Raw genomic sequence first — 15,228 nt, 5'->3', positions numbered from 1 at the left:
ATTTTTTTGATGATGCTTAAATAGCCCCTAGATGGTGCAGCGAAATCCCATCAGCGCGTTCATTAGTGACCGGAACGCCAGGAAACTCTCGCGCCATAAATTCATCGAGGTTTAACTCCTCAATTGAACGTGGTTTCAAGAAAACCCCGTGCAGTGTGTTTCGATATTCAGAAATCACAAAAGGCTGCGGGTTAAACCTCCTTCCACCAGGTGTCGAATCGTACCAGCCATTCAAAGCTATAACTGTACGAACTTTGATCAGTTCTTCATCGCTAAAGCCTAATATACGATCTTCAACAGACGGTATCTTTGGAATCAATGGAAATCGAGCTACCGCTGTCGCGATATCCGCGTCCGTTACTTCAGAAATTTTGTTCCTAAACCATCTCACCAGCCTTGTAGGGTACTCATATAGGTAGTCTGATACAGGTGTGGCTGCGCTTTTCGTCAAAAAGCTTGTTATAGCGCTCAGCGACACCATGCCTAAACCGAGCCTGCCAATGTCAAAAAGCTCCGCATCATTTAAAAGAACGTAATCTATGCTGTGTAAAGACTTTGTGAATCTCAGCAATTCGTAAAGGCCGCTTTTTCGTGACCCTTCATTGAACCTAGGATTGATTTGGACGGCCAGATATGTTCTTATCCATCTCCATACCTCTTCATTCTTTGGATCAATCAACGAAGATCCATCCGCCAATTCAATATCAAAGTTCACAAATTTACGTACTTCTTTCCCGTGCGCTGTTCCAAAATTGCACGACCAGAAAGCGGTATGGAAATTTGTCCCATCAACAAGCCAATCTGGGGCATCTAAACTGATATCGCCGTGTAGGCCCTCAGTCGCTAGTGCATTTATGGCAATCAGTTTCTCAGCAAATGGCAGTGACAAAGCTTCATCTAGTTTCTCCTGGAGCGTTTTTTCTTCGCTGCAATCCAGAGGATAATCTTTTCCTTCGCTCGACATCGCCATCATCCCCTTTCGGCATCACTAAGCCGCCTTCATGACTGGAATCAAAACTTGGACCACTGGCTCTGAAAACCTAGCAGCTTTGAATATTTGGACCACTTCATTCGCATGCAAATGAACACCCGACTCATCTTGCAGAGATGACGCGATTTCAAGGTACTTACCGGTCCTCCACCAGTGCTCAGCAGTCTCCGTAAGAACCCCATTTTCAAGCTTGATCCGCCTTGCAGCTTCAAGCATAGAAAGTATCAGTGCACACCTATCTGGCGTTATAGGAAACACGACTTGCGAGTGCACTTTGACTTTAGTGACGTTGATTTCGGGAAGTCCGTACTTGCCAACCATTAGGTATGGCGGAAGCGCTTTAAGATCATGGTTCTTAAGAAACTCAGCAAGCTGCTCCTCGTCCTGAATACCTAGTGCCTCATTCATGCAAGGCCGCCCTACTACAGCTTTATAAGTGATAGCTGTCTCAAATATCCTAATCCAGCGATTAAGAAAAAATCGCATTAACTGAGATGGTAGATACTCACTCAAAAGCCCCAACCGTAGTGTCTTATGACCTAAGGCATCGCTCATCGCCCGAAGACGTCCAGTCTCGAAGTAAATTTTGAGTGCTGCTGTTGTTCGCATTGCTTTGAGAGTAATACGATTGAAAAATTCTTTTCGATCAGAGCGTCCTTCCAGCTTTCTCATTACAATCTTTCGCAATAAAGATTTTGCATACGCTTCGTTACTGAGTGGCGGAATTAGGTTCTGCCTTCGCATCGGCTCGCCAATGCCGTTAGCGGTTAGAAAAAGGTATCGATAGTGGTCATTACCTACCGACTTCAGATAGTCACGCGCCTGCTTTGTCAGCATCAAGATTTCGTTGAACAATATCTTGGCCTTTGGGCTAAGATATATAGGTTGCTGGGCAGAAGCCGGACCGCGCCTAGGCTTAATACTATCCGCAATTGCTCCGTCCATTTGCAGACCGGAAAAGTTTCCATTCTTGTCGTAAAGTTCGAAGCCATGAAGCCACGAGTTCGTAATTGCTGGATGCTCGGCAACGAGTAGGTAAACGAACGGAAGTAGAGTCGAGTTAGATAATAACGCCAGCTCAGGATTAAGTCCTCGGTGATCAGCGTAGAGCCTATATCTTCCCACGCGGTCTAAGACATGGTAATTATATTCCTGCCAGGTTCTGCACCTATTTTCCAGCTTCCGACGCGCAGCCATACTATCACCAGACCCACAGACCCTACCCGCCGCCGCTAGTTCCAACCTGTATTTATAAGCGCATAAGATTTCAGCCCGAGCTTCTTCACAAGCCTCTTTAACCAACTCAAAGTCAGCTGATATCTGTTCATACAGTAAGCTAGCCGCTTTTTCGTCTTTGATGTTAAGAGGTACTGGGGTCAGGACGCCAAAGGTACCTATGGTGTCGAGTTCGTTACGCGACTGAGCTTCCATTGCACGGCTTGCCGGTGCACGAACTCTCCCTTTTGTAATGGGATAAGCCGGCTTGGCAATCAAATTCTTATCGATCAAGAAGGCGTAAATCTCATTCCGCACGGCCTTCCACTGCTTGTCGAAAAGCCGCCGATTATTCCTTTCAGAGTTGGTAATTTCATATTCAGCTTCCATCACCCCCCTGGCCGCGTCAAATATCTGATTTACATACTCTGGGATTTGTAGCAGTTTGAGAGACTCAGAATCGGGGAGTAGCTTACACAGCACATTGATAATTTTTACCAAAGAACCCTTCTTCGCTCGAAAAGTGGAATCTTTGAACTTACCACCATATTCCTTCAGCGCTTCATAATACCTGCGTGATTCTGGCAGCCCATGCGTTTTATGAAGCACCTTTAAGTCCACATGAACGATGGTCTTTTCTTGCGTATAAACTGGCCATCCGGCATAGTAATCAAGCAGTCGCTGATCTTTCCACATCCCAGCGTATACCTTCCTACATCTTTCGTTATGATCCTCTGTGCGCAGCTTTCGCAGACTTTCATGGGGAGAGCCTAGAGAAATCAGCATAGTTGAAACAGTATAATAAATTAGGTTTGTGTAATTGAGACTTGCGTCCACATCCACAAGAAGAAATCCTCTGAACCCCAGGAGCGTGTCTAACTCAAACCACCTCTCCTTCGGAACACCCGTAATATGCAAAAATGCACTAAATAGCGAACATCCTACTCGGCATGTAGATTCGGAAGTTTGATTCAGCGCTGAATAGGTTTCAAGCACATGCTTCCGTATAAACTTCCCATCTTCGGTCAATGGGAATTTCGTAATCTGGACGCACGTAATCAATCTGCTCATCACGTAAATCTCCACCGAAGAAGCTACCAAGACTAAAAGCTAAGAGTTGCTAATGGCACGCGTTTCTGCATGATCCATTGTCGAATGTGGATGCCAAAGGCCACCAAATTCTTACGAGAGAAATGGTGTTACATTGCAAGCGGTCCGATTTCAAAGGTGAGTTAGTTGTTAGCCCCAAGCGAATGCCTCCGAGCGATTTATCTTCACCAGGATTACAATAGCCCTGCGAGACTCCTTCGCCGATAGAGCCTCATGTTAAATCCTTTAGCCTAGTAGGTGACAACGCTTAATTAAACCGCCTTACGTTTAAGCCGCCTTTCAGCAATACCTTAGCGACCCGAGTGCTAAGTGGCGTTGGAGAGCGATCAATAAACCCATATGCCACATAAAACTCATTGAGCACCGATATAGCTCTGCTGAATAAGGTGTCAACGTCTGTTTTGCGCCCATTTCTCCCAAAGCATCTTAGCCATATTCTCTCTAAAACATCCACAATCCTCATATGCCAACGGGATTTAAGATCTGCTGCACCTGCAAATAATTCAGAGAATATCTCACCAACCATAATCACTGATTGAGTTTTAGCTCTGGCGGTTTCACGATGCATTTTACAGGTATAATCGATTAGACTTGACTGCATTTCCAGGCACATAAACTCACCAAAATGCCTGTAGATACGCGATAGGTCAACGTACTGCCCTTCCATGCCGACACTTGGAATATACCACCCCTTATAGTATCTTAACTTTTCTTCTATAGGTTTTAGATCAGAAATTTTGACACATGCTGGATCCGCAGTTATCTCACACGCCCAGTCAGCCAATTTTTTCACACTTTCAAAGCGTATCGCTTGAGATCTTGCACGTATGCTAGATTCATCAGTAAAGTCGCTTATGAATTCCACGAGCGTTTCAACTTCATCTCCAAAGCTGTAAGGTTTTAGCCCATAAATATCAAGCAGGGCGCAATAACAGCCCTCCAACCTGCGATCTATTCTTTCTTGATAGTCGTTAATAGGAGGTAACAAGTTGCGCATCACATGCTTGTAGGCGTCCGGCATGAGGTCCGGGCAAAGCTGCATAAGCACGGTAACTTTGAACATGGCCGCTCCATTCCAAATATCGCTAGCAAGAAGTCAGATCTCACGACACCACATGAGTCACCTAAAATACAGAAAATTGAATAAATTTGTAGTTCATAGAAAACCTTGATGCAAGCTGTTTTTTTCTTTTGGCAGACCTTGTTAATTTTGTTCATCCACCAAAAAAATGACATTGACACCAATCACACAGTTTTTCTGTGCGACATTTTCTCAGAATAATAAACTACAAACCCTAACGCATTGCTAGGATTGGATTTTTTCACATGACAGAATTGAGGCAACCAACTACACTAATTACAATTTCACTGTTTTTTGTATTCGTGACTGAAATTATAAGCCGGAACCCAATCGAAAAAATCCTGACGGGTGGTAAATTATTCTTTGACATCAGCTATCTCAAACCAACTACAACACTGCTCTCACTTTGCCTGTTGACGCAATAATCCGGCCAACGCCGAAGTGAGTCAGCAGCTTATTGCTGTAGGATCCTTAGGGTGACGCTTGAATGTCGAGATTGCCGCCACACCATGCATGATCACGCTATTGAAGCGATACGGAGGTACGGGTAGAGGTCGAGCGGTTGCGACCGATGGTCTAAGCAAAGGTCGCGGGGTTAAACAGTACCCGCTTGAAACCTTGAGCGTCGAGCAGCGTCAACTGAATTGGATGCCTAGATCTGGCATCTCACTCGACTAGCTCGCCTCCCCCTCAATCCGATTAATTCGAAGAGAGCGTCTTGCCAGCAGCTAAGCAGGCCTTCCTATCCGCGTCAGCATTCGCCGCAAGCTCTTCGGCTAGAAGATCAATAAGGCCACGCACTGATGGAAGCAATCCACGTCTAGATGGGTAAACAGCGTGAATCAGCCCGCTAGGAGGTCGATACGCCGGCAGCACCTCCACGAGTAAACCTGCCTCCAGATCGTGCCTCACCATTACCTCAGGCATCTGTACGACACCTACGCCCTGGACTGCGGCTCGGTGTAGGGCGTCTAGGTCAACAGTGACAAAACGTGGAGAGTGAGGAACTTCCACTCGATCCCCAGAGGGACCAATAAAGGCCCAGCGGTGGTCGCGGTTGGCTGGGGCAAGGTCCATGCTAGGCAATCCGATTAGATCACCCGGGACTTCCAAATCAATGCCTTCGACCAATGAAGGCTTCGCCACAAGCCTCTGGTAGCTCTCGCCAAAAACTTTGAGGAACAGATTCTCGTCCTGGAGCGGTGGAAACCGTACGCGCAGGGCAATGTCGAAGCCCTCCCCAAGCACATCAACTCTCCGGTTTGTGCTCTCGACCTGGATCTGGACCTTGGGGTGAGCAACCATGAACTTCGCCATAGCATCGCTTACCCCCATCGCTGCGAGCGCCGGCGGGCAACTGACCCGTATCAATCCATGGGGTTCGGACCTGGATTCTTCGATAACCTTCTCCGCGGCATCGGCCTCGACCAACATGGCGACGCAGTGGCGGTAGTAGTCCTGGCCAATTTCTGTGACGGTGAACTTGCGGGTTGAGCGCTGGATGAGGCGAACACCCAGCCGCTCTTCAAGGGCTAGGACCCGGCGACTGAGTTTGGACTTAGGGATGCCGATCTTTCGTGCGGCCGCAGCAAAACCTTTGTGCTCGACCACTTGGGCAAAGAAGTACAGCTCGTTGAAGTCAAACACTGGTGCGTTCCGCAGTCGAAGGACAGCAGGCATTATCGCAGGTAAATGCTGAATGAACCTACAGGGAACGGTACGGTGTCATTCATCAGTTGTGGCTGTTAGTGCAGGGGTGAAGGGTCGCTGACAGACTCACTTGAGCAAGCCAGCGACGGTTTTTCATCTTGCGTCCAGTGTCTATCGACAACCCATGGGGCCCTTAAAACGGACATCGTGGAGTCTGCTCTAGGCCCTCGATGCGCTCCTCAATGGTACTTGATCCTGCGGTTATCAAACGCAGGCTTGGTACCCTCCAGGACTTTGACAGCATGCTGGTTGATGGCCGGGCTTTCTATCGCACCCGCGGTGTAGGAAATCTTCTGGCCGTTGGCACGCTCGAAGTGGGACCAGATGATTTGCTCCCCATCACAGACAATCGCGAGGGGTCGAGAGTTTCAAGTACAGGGTCGTAAACAGCCGCACCGAGTTCACCAATTAAGGGGAAATCCGTGCCTTTCATCCTGGCACTTGCGCTTGTCCGGCTTGGTGCCGCGCCGCCTGTATCGGAGCTACAGGACCTGGCCCTAAAAAGTATCCGCCTGTCCCCCAACGGTGTGAAATCCCTAGTTGCTTTGGTCGATGCTGTCGGGAATCTCAACTGGATCATTGGAGGCTATAACTCTCTCGTAGAAAAGTTCCTCCACGGCGGCTTGCCACCGGGGTTCACCCATGAAGATTACTACCTAGAAATTCCAGTAGGTGATGTGGTCAACACACAATACGGCACATCGGTTCGAGGGACAGCGCGCTACACCGATGATGTGCTGTTTTTCGCTGATAAGCTGGTTGACTGCCTGACAAACCAAGGCGTGAAGGTCCGTGACCGGTACGAAAAACTGTCCGGCGAAAAGTATTTGGTCCGCAAGGCCAACACCGCCAAAGGCAACGAGGGCTTGATCCCCACTGACGCAGACTATGCCGAGTGGATGGCCGGCTGAGAGCCGGATTTCAGTGAAGCCATTAAGAAACCGAGGTGGTTGCACCGCAAGCAGAAGTGAGGCACAGCCCGAAGCCGACATTAATTTCGGTCTTCCAAGCCATGCTCTCCATGCTGCGTTCTAGCGTGGGCTCATGGACCTTGCCATCAAGATCCGGACTACCACGGGCGTCTGTCCACATGCACAAAATTAGTGATATCGTTCTGCAACCATAGGAAGAGGTCAGGACCATGCTAAAAGGACTAGACAAGCTACAACGCCAACTCAAGGATGCGCAGGAAGTGCTACAGCGGCTCGACGGTGATTTGTGTACCGTAAATTTCGATCCTCATGACCCTGCAAGCATTGAGCAAGCAGTCCAGCAGTTAGAGGCCGTCATTGATGAGGCTGTTGGTCGACACGGATCAAATCCGATCATCCAGCCGCTAGCAGCTGAAATGAAAGAGCGCTATCGCTCAGAAATTTTGGACCGCGCTGCGGCCGCGGGGCTGGAGACCGATGAATGACGTATGTTGACCTTTTCTCGCAGCTCAATAACGCGTTATTAGACCTGCAAGGAGCGACTCCGCAGACGTTTGAACGCCCCCTGAAAAGAGTCTCAGCACTCCTCAACAGCCCTGCCCTTGAAGAAATCAATAGCGCACTAAAAAGCGGACTTGACTTAGATGGCTTTATAAAGACTAGCGAAGATACTGCGGGGAGCATGGTTGGGAGTGCAACGCTCCTATGGCCCGATGATCAACAGCAGACGCTGGGCCTAACACTACTATTGATTGATAAACTTGCAGCAGAGCCACATTTCGCAATAGATTTCGGGCATCACTTCTTTTATTCAGGCAGCAAAATCATTGCTGGCATTCGAGAGCTAACGAGGCAATTGATAACCCCCTTCATCAGGGATTACAAGTTGTACATCGAGACTAAAGGAAGATCAGAACCAGTATTGAGGCCACCTATGTCGAATAAAGTTTTCATTGTTCACGGTCATGACGACGGCGCGCGCGAGTCGGTTGCTCGTTTTCTCGAAAGGATAGGGTTTGAAGCTATCATCCTTCATGAGCAGGCCAATCAAGGTCGTACGGTGATCGAAAAAGTTGAGGCCCACGGAGATGTAGGCTTCGCAGTTGTGCTGTTGACGCCTGACGACGAAGGCCGTGTTAACGGAGGCGATTTAGAGCCTCGGGCACGGCAGAATGTCTTGCTAGAGTTGGGGTACTTTATCGGGCGACTTGGGCGCAGCAGGGTTTGCGCTCTTAAAAGGGGCCAGCTGGACATACCTAGTGATTTTGCCGGTGTAGTGTGGGAGCGAATGGATGAAGCTGGCGGCTGGAAGCAGGCTTTAGGGCGCGAACTACAGGCGGCAGGACATCCAGTCGATTGGAACAAGGTCATGCGCGCGTAAAACCTCTGAGGGAGGTTCAGCAAGCTCTGGAGACCTTGCATGAAGCTAGCGGGCGGTGATTGTTAGGCTCTACCTGCGCCGCCGGCCATGCAGGTCAATCATTCACACTCATGCGCCTTGGCTTAGCCTGCTATTGGTCAATTCCAAGATAGCTAGAACGCGGTCTGGACCTTCAATGCCCCTACCCAGGCATCGTCCACTGCCTTTACGCCGCCGGGAGGTGTTTCTACGCCAAGTAGATAAACTTTCGAAAATCCTCCTGGGCGGGGCGGACTTTAACGCGGTCAACCATACGGCAAAGAAACTCCTTGGGCCCACGCAGGAACGAGCCAAGGCAAAACCGTAAGGCAGCCCAGGACACGCCTGGGGGGGGCACCTGTTATTGTTTTATGGATTGATTAGAAATAAAATCTGAAACTTACAGCCATCAACTACATAGCAGGGATGAAATGAACGCTCGCTTAAAGGAACAAAATACTCAACTCCCGCCCACATTTCACTCTAGCTATGAAACTTGCTTCACCGCACACGACATCGCTGTACAAATGCTAAAGTCGGGCATGGAGCAAAGAATATTTGACGTCCCGATTGACAATGAATATCTCCGAGCGCACGAAGTTCCGGCGGAAGACATTTCAACTTGGCTAGATAGCATTGCAGATAAGTCAAAAATCCCAGACCTACTCATAAGCAGGATATTCCCAGCTATCCTTTCCGACATGCTTCATTATGTGTTTGAAGCACTAGAAGCTTCACGCAAAGGGAAGCTTGCCGTAGCCTACACACTACTGCGCAAACCGTTGCAGGATAATTTATTTGTTCTCGAAACAATTGTTGATGACCGCGATTCATTTGCTGAAAAATTCTCACATTCCCCGCCGAAGCTCGACCACGGTAAGAATGGTGGCCTTGATGGACACAGGGCGAGAATCCAAAGAGTACTCGACAAGGTGGGTAAGCCCGATGCATTCAATGCGGATTTTCTTACCCAGTTGAGATACGACAAAAACAACTCTGATAGCTTTGACGGCTTTTGCAACAAAGCCACGCACTTGTTTACAACAAAAACAGCAATCGTAACCAAACCCTATCAAGCGAATTTCATCTTCTCTTCTTACCGAGACACTATTAGCCAGTGGTCCTATCTTTACAGCAGATTGCCTTACGTTCTTCTGTACTTCATATCAATCCTAGAATACATATCTGGAAAGTTCGCACTCACTTCAGCAGACTACTCAAATGATATGGATAGAAGGCTGACCGCTGGCTACATATTGAGCCTCACTGCTGTTAGCGAGGAATTTAACTCAGACCATCTATACAGCCTCGCAAAGTCAAAACTTGGCTGGCTTTACAAACACTGTGAAGAATCTGAATTCCCCTTTGACGACACTGAAAGCATAGATATAAAAGCTCTGATTAGGATGGCGGAAACGGGGGCTTTTCCTGGCGAATCAGAAGAGAGAGTCCAAATACGCGATACTTTTTATCGCGAGTTAAGCGAAGCACTCAAAGCTGAATATGAGAAGCTCTCGTGACAACGTAACCACATGGTCATCGTCAAACACTGGGAGGTCGCTAAGGTCTCCCATTGTGGCTCCCTTGGGGGCAAGGGACTCAATCTTGTTGTCTTTCAGGAGCTGGCGGATGACCGGATCCCTGAACAGCGGGCTCTACATGGTTACTGGAGTTATCCTTTTGGGTGCTACAGCGGTGATGTTGTCGCGTAAATAATCGGTCATCACCCTCCTGTTCACTGCCTGCCCATCGGCGCATTGTTGCCGGTGGGTAGCTTTGGCTGCCGCCAAGGGAGCCAGTCTTCCGGTGAGCCCTCCCCCCCTTTCCAGCGTCTCTATCCACATCGGTCAGATTCGCAGATCACATGGCACTGAAAATCAAGTGATTGGCACTCTGGATCAAGCACCCAACCGGTCGGTAGGCGCTTAATTCTCGTCGGCACCGGGCAGAACTGCTCCCTCCCTTAATAATTCCAAGTAGCGGACGAGCCATGATCACTCTTGAAACCCCTACCTACTACTCAGCGACCAAAAAATACAACCTGAGCTATCCCACTCTTGAAAACGACATCGAGGCAGATGTGGTTGTAATTGGTGGTGGCTTCTCTGGCATTAACACCGCTCTTGAACTCGCCGAGCAAGGTATTACCAATATTGTCGTATTGGAGGCCAGGTACCTGGGCTACGGGGGCACGGGTCGCAATGGTGGACAGATCATGGCGGGAATTGGCCATGACCTGGAAAAAATCAAAGCCAGCGTAGGTGAGCAAGGCCTCAAGGAGATCTTTGAAATCAGCGAACTGGGAGCCGGGATCATCAAGGACCGGATTGCACGCTATGACATTGATGCCGATTTCTGTCACGGCTATGGCTACATGGGCTTCAACGCTAGCCAGGAAAAAACCTTACGAGCCTGGGAAAAGCAATTCCAGTCGGTGAACCAAAAGGACGAGATCCGGTTTCTAGCCGGCAGTGAAGTTAAGCAGATCATTGGGTCAGATGGCTACACCAGTGCCCTGTTGCACATGGGGGGTGGGCACGTCCACTCACTCAATCTGCTACTTGGGGAGGCTAAGGCACTCACTTCCTATGGTGCCAAGATTTTCGAGCACAGTCCCGCTCTGGAAGTGAAGTACGGAGAACGAATTACGGTACGCACAGGGCGTGGGTCTGTGAAAGCCAGCAAGCTGCTCTGGGCATGCGACAGTTTCCTCAACAAGCTTGAGCCTGAGCTTCACGCACGAACGGTCAACACCTATGCCTTCCAGCTGATGACTGAACCGCTCTCGGAAGAAATGATCCAGCGAATCAGCCCAATACGCGGAGCATACAGTGACATCCGCCCGGTCATCGATTACTACCGCGTGACCAAGGAAAACCGATTGCTGTTCGGCGCAGCCACTCCTTTCGTCGAGCACATCCCCCAAGACCTGAAGGCCTGGAATCGAAATCTGATGCTGAAAATCTTCCCCTACTTGAAGGATGTGAAGATTGATCTGGCATGGGGCGGCCCGATGGCTACGAGTGCCAATCTCTTCCCCCAGATTGGAACGCTCAGTGGACGTCCGAATGCGTTTTATGTTCAAGGGTACTCAGGCTTTGGTGTAACGCCCAGCCATATCGTCTGCAAAATTCTCGCAGAGGGAATGCATGAAGGCTCATCGCGATATGAGCTGTTCAGCTCGGTCAAGCATGCTCGCATCTTAGGGAAGGATCACTTCCGCCCTCTCCTTCTTACCTTCGGCAAAACGGCACACCAATTTTCAGGGTTGTTCAACGGTCGTCGTTGAACCGCAACCATTACTAGAGGAGAAACAGCCATGACCCTAACCGTAGTTCGCAAAAACGTAGACCTATCTGAGCTTGAGCCATGGGGAACAGTTGCCGATCTCGGATCGGTAATCCTTGAGGGCGAGGTAAAGGCATACGGCAAAATGACGTTCGGGGCGCCAACCGACCCCGTCAGCAGCGCTTACTTTGGAATCACCCGGGGCAAGTTCCGAATGACCTACCCCTTCAACGAACAAGCCGTAGTGGTCACCGGCGCCGTTCAGCTGACCAATGAGTCCACCGGCCAGGTTTCCCGCTTCGAAGCGGGGGACACCTGGTTCGTCACCAAGGGTACGCCAGTCCTTTGGGAGGTTCTGACCGACACCTTTGTTAAGCACTACCTCGCTGTGGCCTAACCCCCCTCCCCGCGTTGCCGGCCAAGCCGGCAACGTCACGTCTCCGAGCTGACGTAACGCCCTTTCTCCTAATGCTTCACGCCCCCGACATGAAAGTATGATCCACCACCGACTTGGGATTGGGCAAAGGCTGGACTAAGTTCCATCCCAATGGTTAACATGTTACCAAAGCACCCCGAGGGATGCGTGCAACAGGTAACCCCTGGCCACAAGCTTGCGACGGCCATTGATCGAAAATTGTGGGTCTACCTCGAATTGCACGCCCAATCAGTGCCTTAGCGTACAGGGCCCTTGCGGCCTGACAATTGCACACCAACAGATGCCCCTTGAGGCAGTCTGATCACAATAAAGGTGCATCATGAATCATCACGCGTCTCTCAATGATCGCTTGACCGGGTCCACCGGTTATCAAATCTGGGAAACCACGCTCGCTGAGCAATGTGGCGCGTTCCATCCCGAACCGCCTCGCAGTCGTGGCATTGAGAGTTTTGAAGGGTTGATTCTACCTGCCCACATGGCTGCGCCAGGCTATGCCGGTGCGAAAATCGGCACCAACTGCCCCCACATTCACCGCGGTGTGAATGACATCAAGCGTGACGGTCGCGACTTTTTCTATCTCGTACATCAGGTCAGCGGCAATGCGGTGATGGATCATTGCGGCACACAGAGCATCCTGACGCCTGGCGACCTGGTGCTGCTAGACAGTGCGCGCGCCAGTGATTTCTATTTCTCAGATATGTCAGAGCAGATATCGCTCATCATCCCGCGTCACAAGCTTGAGAACGACCTCCAAAAGACGAGATTGATACTGAATCAGAAAATTTGCTCTACCTCTCGGGTAGGTGCAGTAGCCGGTTTCATCTCTCATCAACTCTTCAGCGACACGGGCCCAGGGGAAGATATCGAGGCGATGATGGAAGCGCTGGTCAGCCTGATACGACCTACGTTCACAACCACCGAAAGCCGGCCGTCTACCTACCAGGAGAAGGTGCAAAAATCGTATTTTGAAAAGGCGCAGCGATGCATCGAAGCGCAGCTTTCCAACTTCGAACTCACACCCGAAAAAATTGCTCATGAGCTGGGCACATCAAAGCGAACGCTGCACCGCATTTTTGCGCAGCACGGCCTTTCGATCGGCCGTTACATTCTCGATAGACGGCTAGACAAGTGCGCCGCGGAGTTTGAGACCGAGGACGATATTCAGAAAATTTCTGCCGTGGCGTTTGCCTGGGGATTTAACGACGTAAGCCATTTTTCACGGGCATTCAAATCCCGGTTTGGCGTATCGCCAAGGGGTTATAGAAGTAAATCCAACCCTTTCGCAGAGTCCTTGAACTGAAGACAACGCTTCAACTGAGCAGGCCTTAAAACCTGCTCGCCCTCAGCTGCTGCTTCAGCGCTCATCGCCGCTGCATACCGCCTCCCAATATTGGCAGCTCAGCCAATCTCTTAGCCAGCTTGCGCCCTCATTACCCCCTCTTCCAAAAACAGACCTGAAGATAAAAAAAGACCGACATGCTTTCGAATGTCGGCCAAGCTGAGGTACCAAAGGTGAGTGTCCTCAGAAGATATGAACTGTATCGAACTACACCTCGTTGAGCACTCGCCCAAGGTTTGCGTAGATCTGAGGATTGCGCCATTTGTGCCAACCCGCCAGGCACATGCCGGCGGCAGCCACTGCGAGCATGCCGAGCGGAATAAGTGTGTTGAACACTGATTCGCCGCCCGTCAGCAGAGACATGTTGTTGACGATCAACACCACCCCATACGCTAGCGCGCACGCGCTGATAGCTGGGGCTATCAGGCGCTGCCAGGCGCTGACGCCTACCGGATTTCTGCGGAAGAAGCGAATGACCGCGACCGAGGCCAAACACTGCACGGCAAGAATACCGATGGTTGCTGGAGCGCTACCCAAAGGAAGAACCTGGGTGATTGGATCGGCGCCAACGGCACCGAAGATAACCAGCAGAGTCAGGCAGAGAACGGTCTGAAGGGTGCTGGCAACGAACGGTGTTTGATGCTTGCTATGGGTGATGGCCAACACGCTTGGCAGAATACGCTCGCGCCCCATGGAGAAAAGGTACCGAGAGAGCGAGTTGTGGAAGCTCAGAAGGACCGCGAACAAACTGGTGATCAGCAGAATGTTGATGGCGTCAGACAGTGCCACACCCACCACTTTCGCGGAAAGCTGGAACCAAATCCCACCTGGATCTTGTGTGATGGTATCAATCGCCACAGATGGACCGATTGCGACCAGCATCAGCCAAGACGATACCGCATAGAAGAACATGATCAGCAGCAAAGCGGTGAAGGTTGCTCGCGGAAGCGTCCTGGCTGGATCCCGAGCCTCCTCAGCATAAATAGCCGTCGTCTCAAAGCCCATGAATGCGCCACCAACGAACACCAACGCTGCCCCCAGGCCGGGCGCGAACACGTCGGCCGGTTCAAACGAGACCATGCTGAAGCCTTCCGGGCCACCACCATGTCCAACGACTGCAATGTCGAATATTAGAATGACGACCAGTTCCGCGAGCATCAGAATGGCCAGAAAACGGCCGTTGAACTCGACGTTTCGGGTGCCGAACAGCTGGACCAGAATGGCGTACCCGATGCTTGCAATCCACCATTCCAGATTGATGCCTAGGCGGTGAAATGCTTCGGATGTGAAGAATCCTATCAGCCCATAGCAAGCGATCTGCATGCCTGCATAGGCAACGATTGCGAGGAATGCGGACGCGGCTCCCATGGGTCGACCAAGACCGGTTGCGACATACGCATAAAACGCGCCGGCATTGCGAATGTTCCGGCCCATCGCTACAAATCCGACTGCGAAGAGCAAATACACAGCGCCTACGAGCAAGAACACGCCAGGTAAGCCGATACCATTCCCCATCAAAACAGCGGTAGGCACTACACCAATCAAACCCGTCAAAGGTCCATTTGTAGCAAGAACAAAAAAGACAATGTTCCACATCCCTAATGCATTTTTGCGCAGCGTCCCTGTAGGAGTAGATGTCTGCTCCATGATTAGGCCCTCGTAAATCCAGTTTTGTAATTGTTGTTTAAGGTGCCAGGAGGCCGTGCCCTCTTTTCACGTGGTAACCA

The 15,228-nt window shown here is 50.3% G+C and carries 12 protein-coding genes; 7 read left to right on the top strand and 5 right to left on the bottom strand.

Annotated features, from left to right (window positions below):
• Window positions 1-16 precede the first annotated feature (16 nt).
• The 4 genes from ACIPZH_RS13065 to ACIPZH_RS13050 all read right to left on the bottom strand — a co-directional run bounded on the left by ACIPZH_RS13065 (window position 17) and on the right by ACIPZH_RS13050 (window position 6,044).
• On the bottom strand, window positions 17-964 hold the full coding sequence (locus tag ACIPZH_RS13065) for a hypothetical protein (RefSeq protein WP_400636391.1): 948 nt from the start codon (window positions 962-964) through the stop codon (window positions 17-19).
• Between the two features lie 24 nt (window positions 965-988).
• Window positions 989-2,902, bottom strand: coding sequence for a hypothetical protein (locus ACIPZH_RS13060; RefSeq protein WP_400636390.1), 1,914 nt, complete (start codon window positions 2,900-2,902; stop codon window positions 989-991).
• A 661-nt stretch (window positions 2,903-3,563) separates the two neighbouring features.
• A complete protein-coding gene (locus ACIPZH_RS13055) occupies window positions 3,564-4,379 on the bottom strand; it encodes a hypothetical protein (protein ID WP_400636389.1) in 816 nt (271 codons plus the stop codon).
• A gap of 717 nt (window positions 4,380-5,096) precedes the next feature.
• Window positions 5,097-6,044 (bottom strand): LysR substrate-binding domain-containing protein, encoded by a 948-nt coding sequence (locus ACIPZH_RS13050; RefSeq protein WP_400636388.1) that lies wholly within the window; start codon window positions 6,042-6,044, stop codon window positions 5,097-5,099.
• Between the two features lie 485 nt (window positions 6,045-6,529).
• On the opposite strand from ACIPZH_RS13050, the gene ACIPZH_RS13045 reads away from it, so the two are divergent.
• The 7 genes from ACIPZH_RS13045 (at window position 6,530) to feaR (ending at window position 13,462) form a co-directional block, all read left to right on the top strand.
• Window positions 6,530-7,018 (top strand): hypothetical protein, encoded by a 489-nt coding sequence (locus tag ACIPZH_RS13045; protein WP_400636387.1) that lies wholly within the window; start codon window positions 6,530-6,532, stop codon window positions 7,016-7,018.
• A 230-nt stretch (window positions 7,019-7,248) separates the two neighbouring features.
• Window positions 7,249-7,524 carry a hypothetical protein gene (locus tag ACIPZH_RS13040; RefSeq protein WP_400636386.1) on the top strand — a complete coding sequence of 92 codons (276 nt, stop codon included), beginning with the start codon at window positions 7,249-7,251 and terminating at the stop codon, window positions 7,522-7,524.
• Window positions 7,521-8,420 (top strand): TIR domain-containing protein, encoded by a 900-nt coding sequence (locus tag ACIPZH_RS13035; protein ID WP_400636385.1) that lies wholly within the window; start codon window positions 7,521-7,523, stop codon window positions 8,418-8,420. Before ACIPZH_RS13040 ends, ACIPZH_RS13035 begins: the two co-directional genes overlap by 4 nt.
• Before the next feature lie 449 nt (window positions 8,421-8,869).
• The gene (locus ACIPZH_RS13030) at window positions 8,870-9,958 is read left to right on the top strand and encodes a hypothetical protein (protein WP_400636384.1); all 1,089 of its coding nucleotides are present in this window, start codon (window positions 8,870-8,872) and stop codon (window positions 9,956-9,958) included.
• A 470-nt stretch (window positions 9,959-10,428) separates the two neighbouring features.
• On the top strand, window positions 10,429-11,727 hold the full coding sequence (locus ACIPZH_RS13025; RefSeq protein ID WP_400636383.1) for an NAD(P)/FAD-dependent oxidoreductase: 1,299 nt from the start codon (window positions 10,429-10,431) through the stop codon (window positions 11,725-11,727).
• A 30-nt stretch (window positions 11,728-11,757) separates the two neighbouring features.
• On the top strand, window positions 11,758-12,123 hold the full coding sequence (locus ACIPZH_RS13020) for a cupin domain-containing protein (RefSeq protein ID WP_182366306.1): 366 nt from the start codon (window positions 11,758-11,760) through the stop codon (window positions 12,121-12,123).
• Window positions 12,124-12,481: 358 nt separating this feature from the next.
• Complete coding sequence (feaR, locus tag ACIPZH_RS13015) at window positions 12,482-13,462, top strand: transcriptional regulator FeaR (protein WP_400636382.1); 981 nt, start codon at window positions 12,482-12,484, stop codon at window positions 13,460-13,462.
• A gap of 246 nt (window positions 13,463-13,708) precedes the next feature.
• On the opposite strand, the gene ACIPZH_RS13010 is transcribed toward feaR, so the two are convergent.
• Window positions 13,709-15,148, bottom strand: coding sequence for an APC family permease (locus ACIPZH_RS13010; protein WP_400636381.1), 1,440 nt, complete (start codon window positions 15,146-15,148; stop codon window positions 13,709-13,711).
• Window positions 15,149-15,228: the final 80 nt, after the last annotated feature.

Source organism: Pseudomonas sp. NPDC089758 (assembly GCF_044748705.1).
Classification (GTDB): Bacteria; Pseudomonadota; Gammaproteobacteria; order Pseudomonadales; family Pseudomonadaceae; genus Aquipseudomonas; species Aquipseudomonas putida_X.
This window is presented reverse-complemented; position numbering and strand designations above follow the sequence as displayed.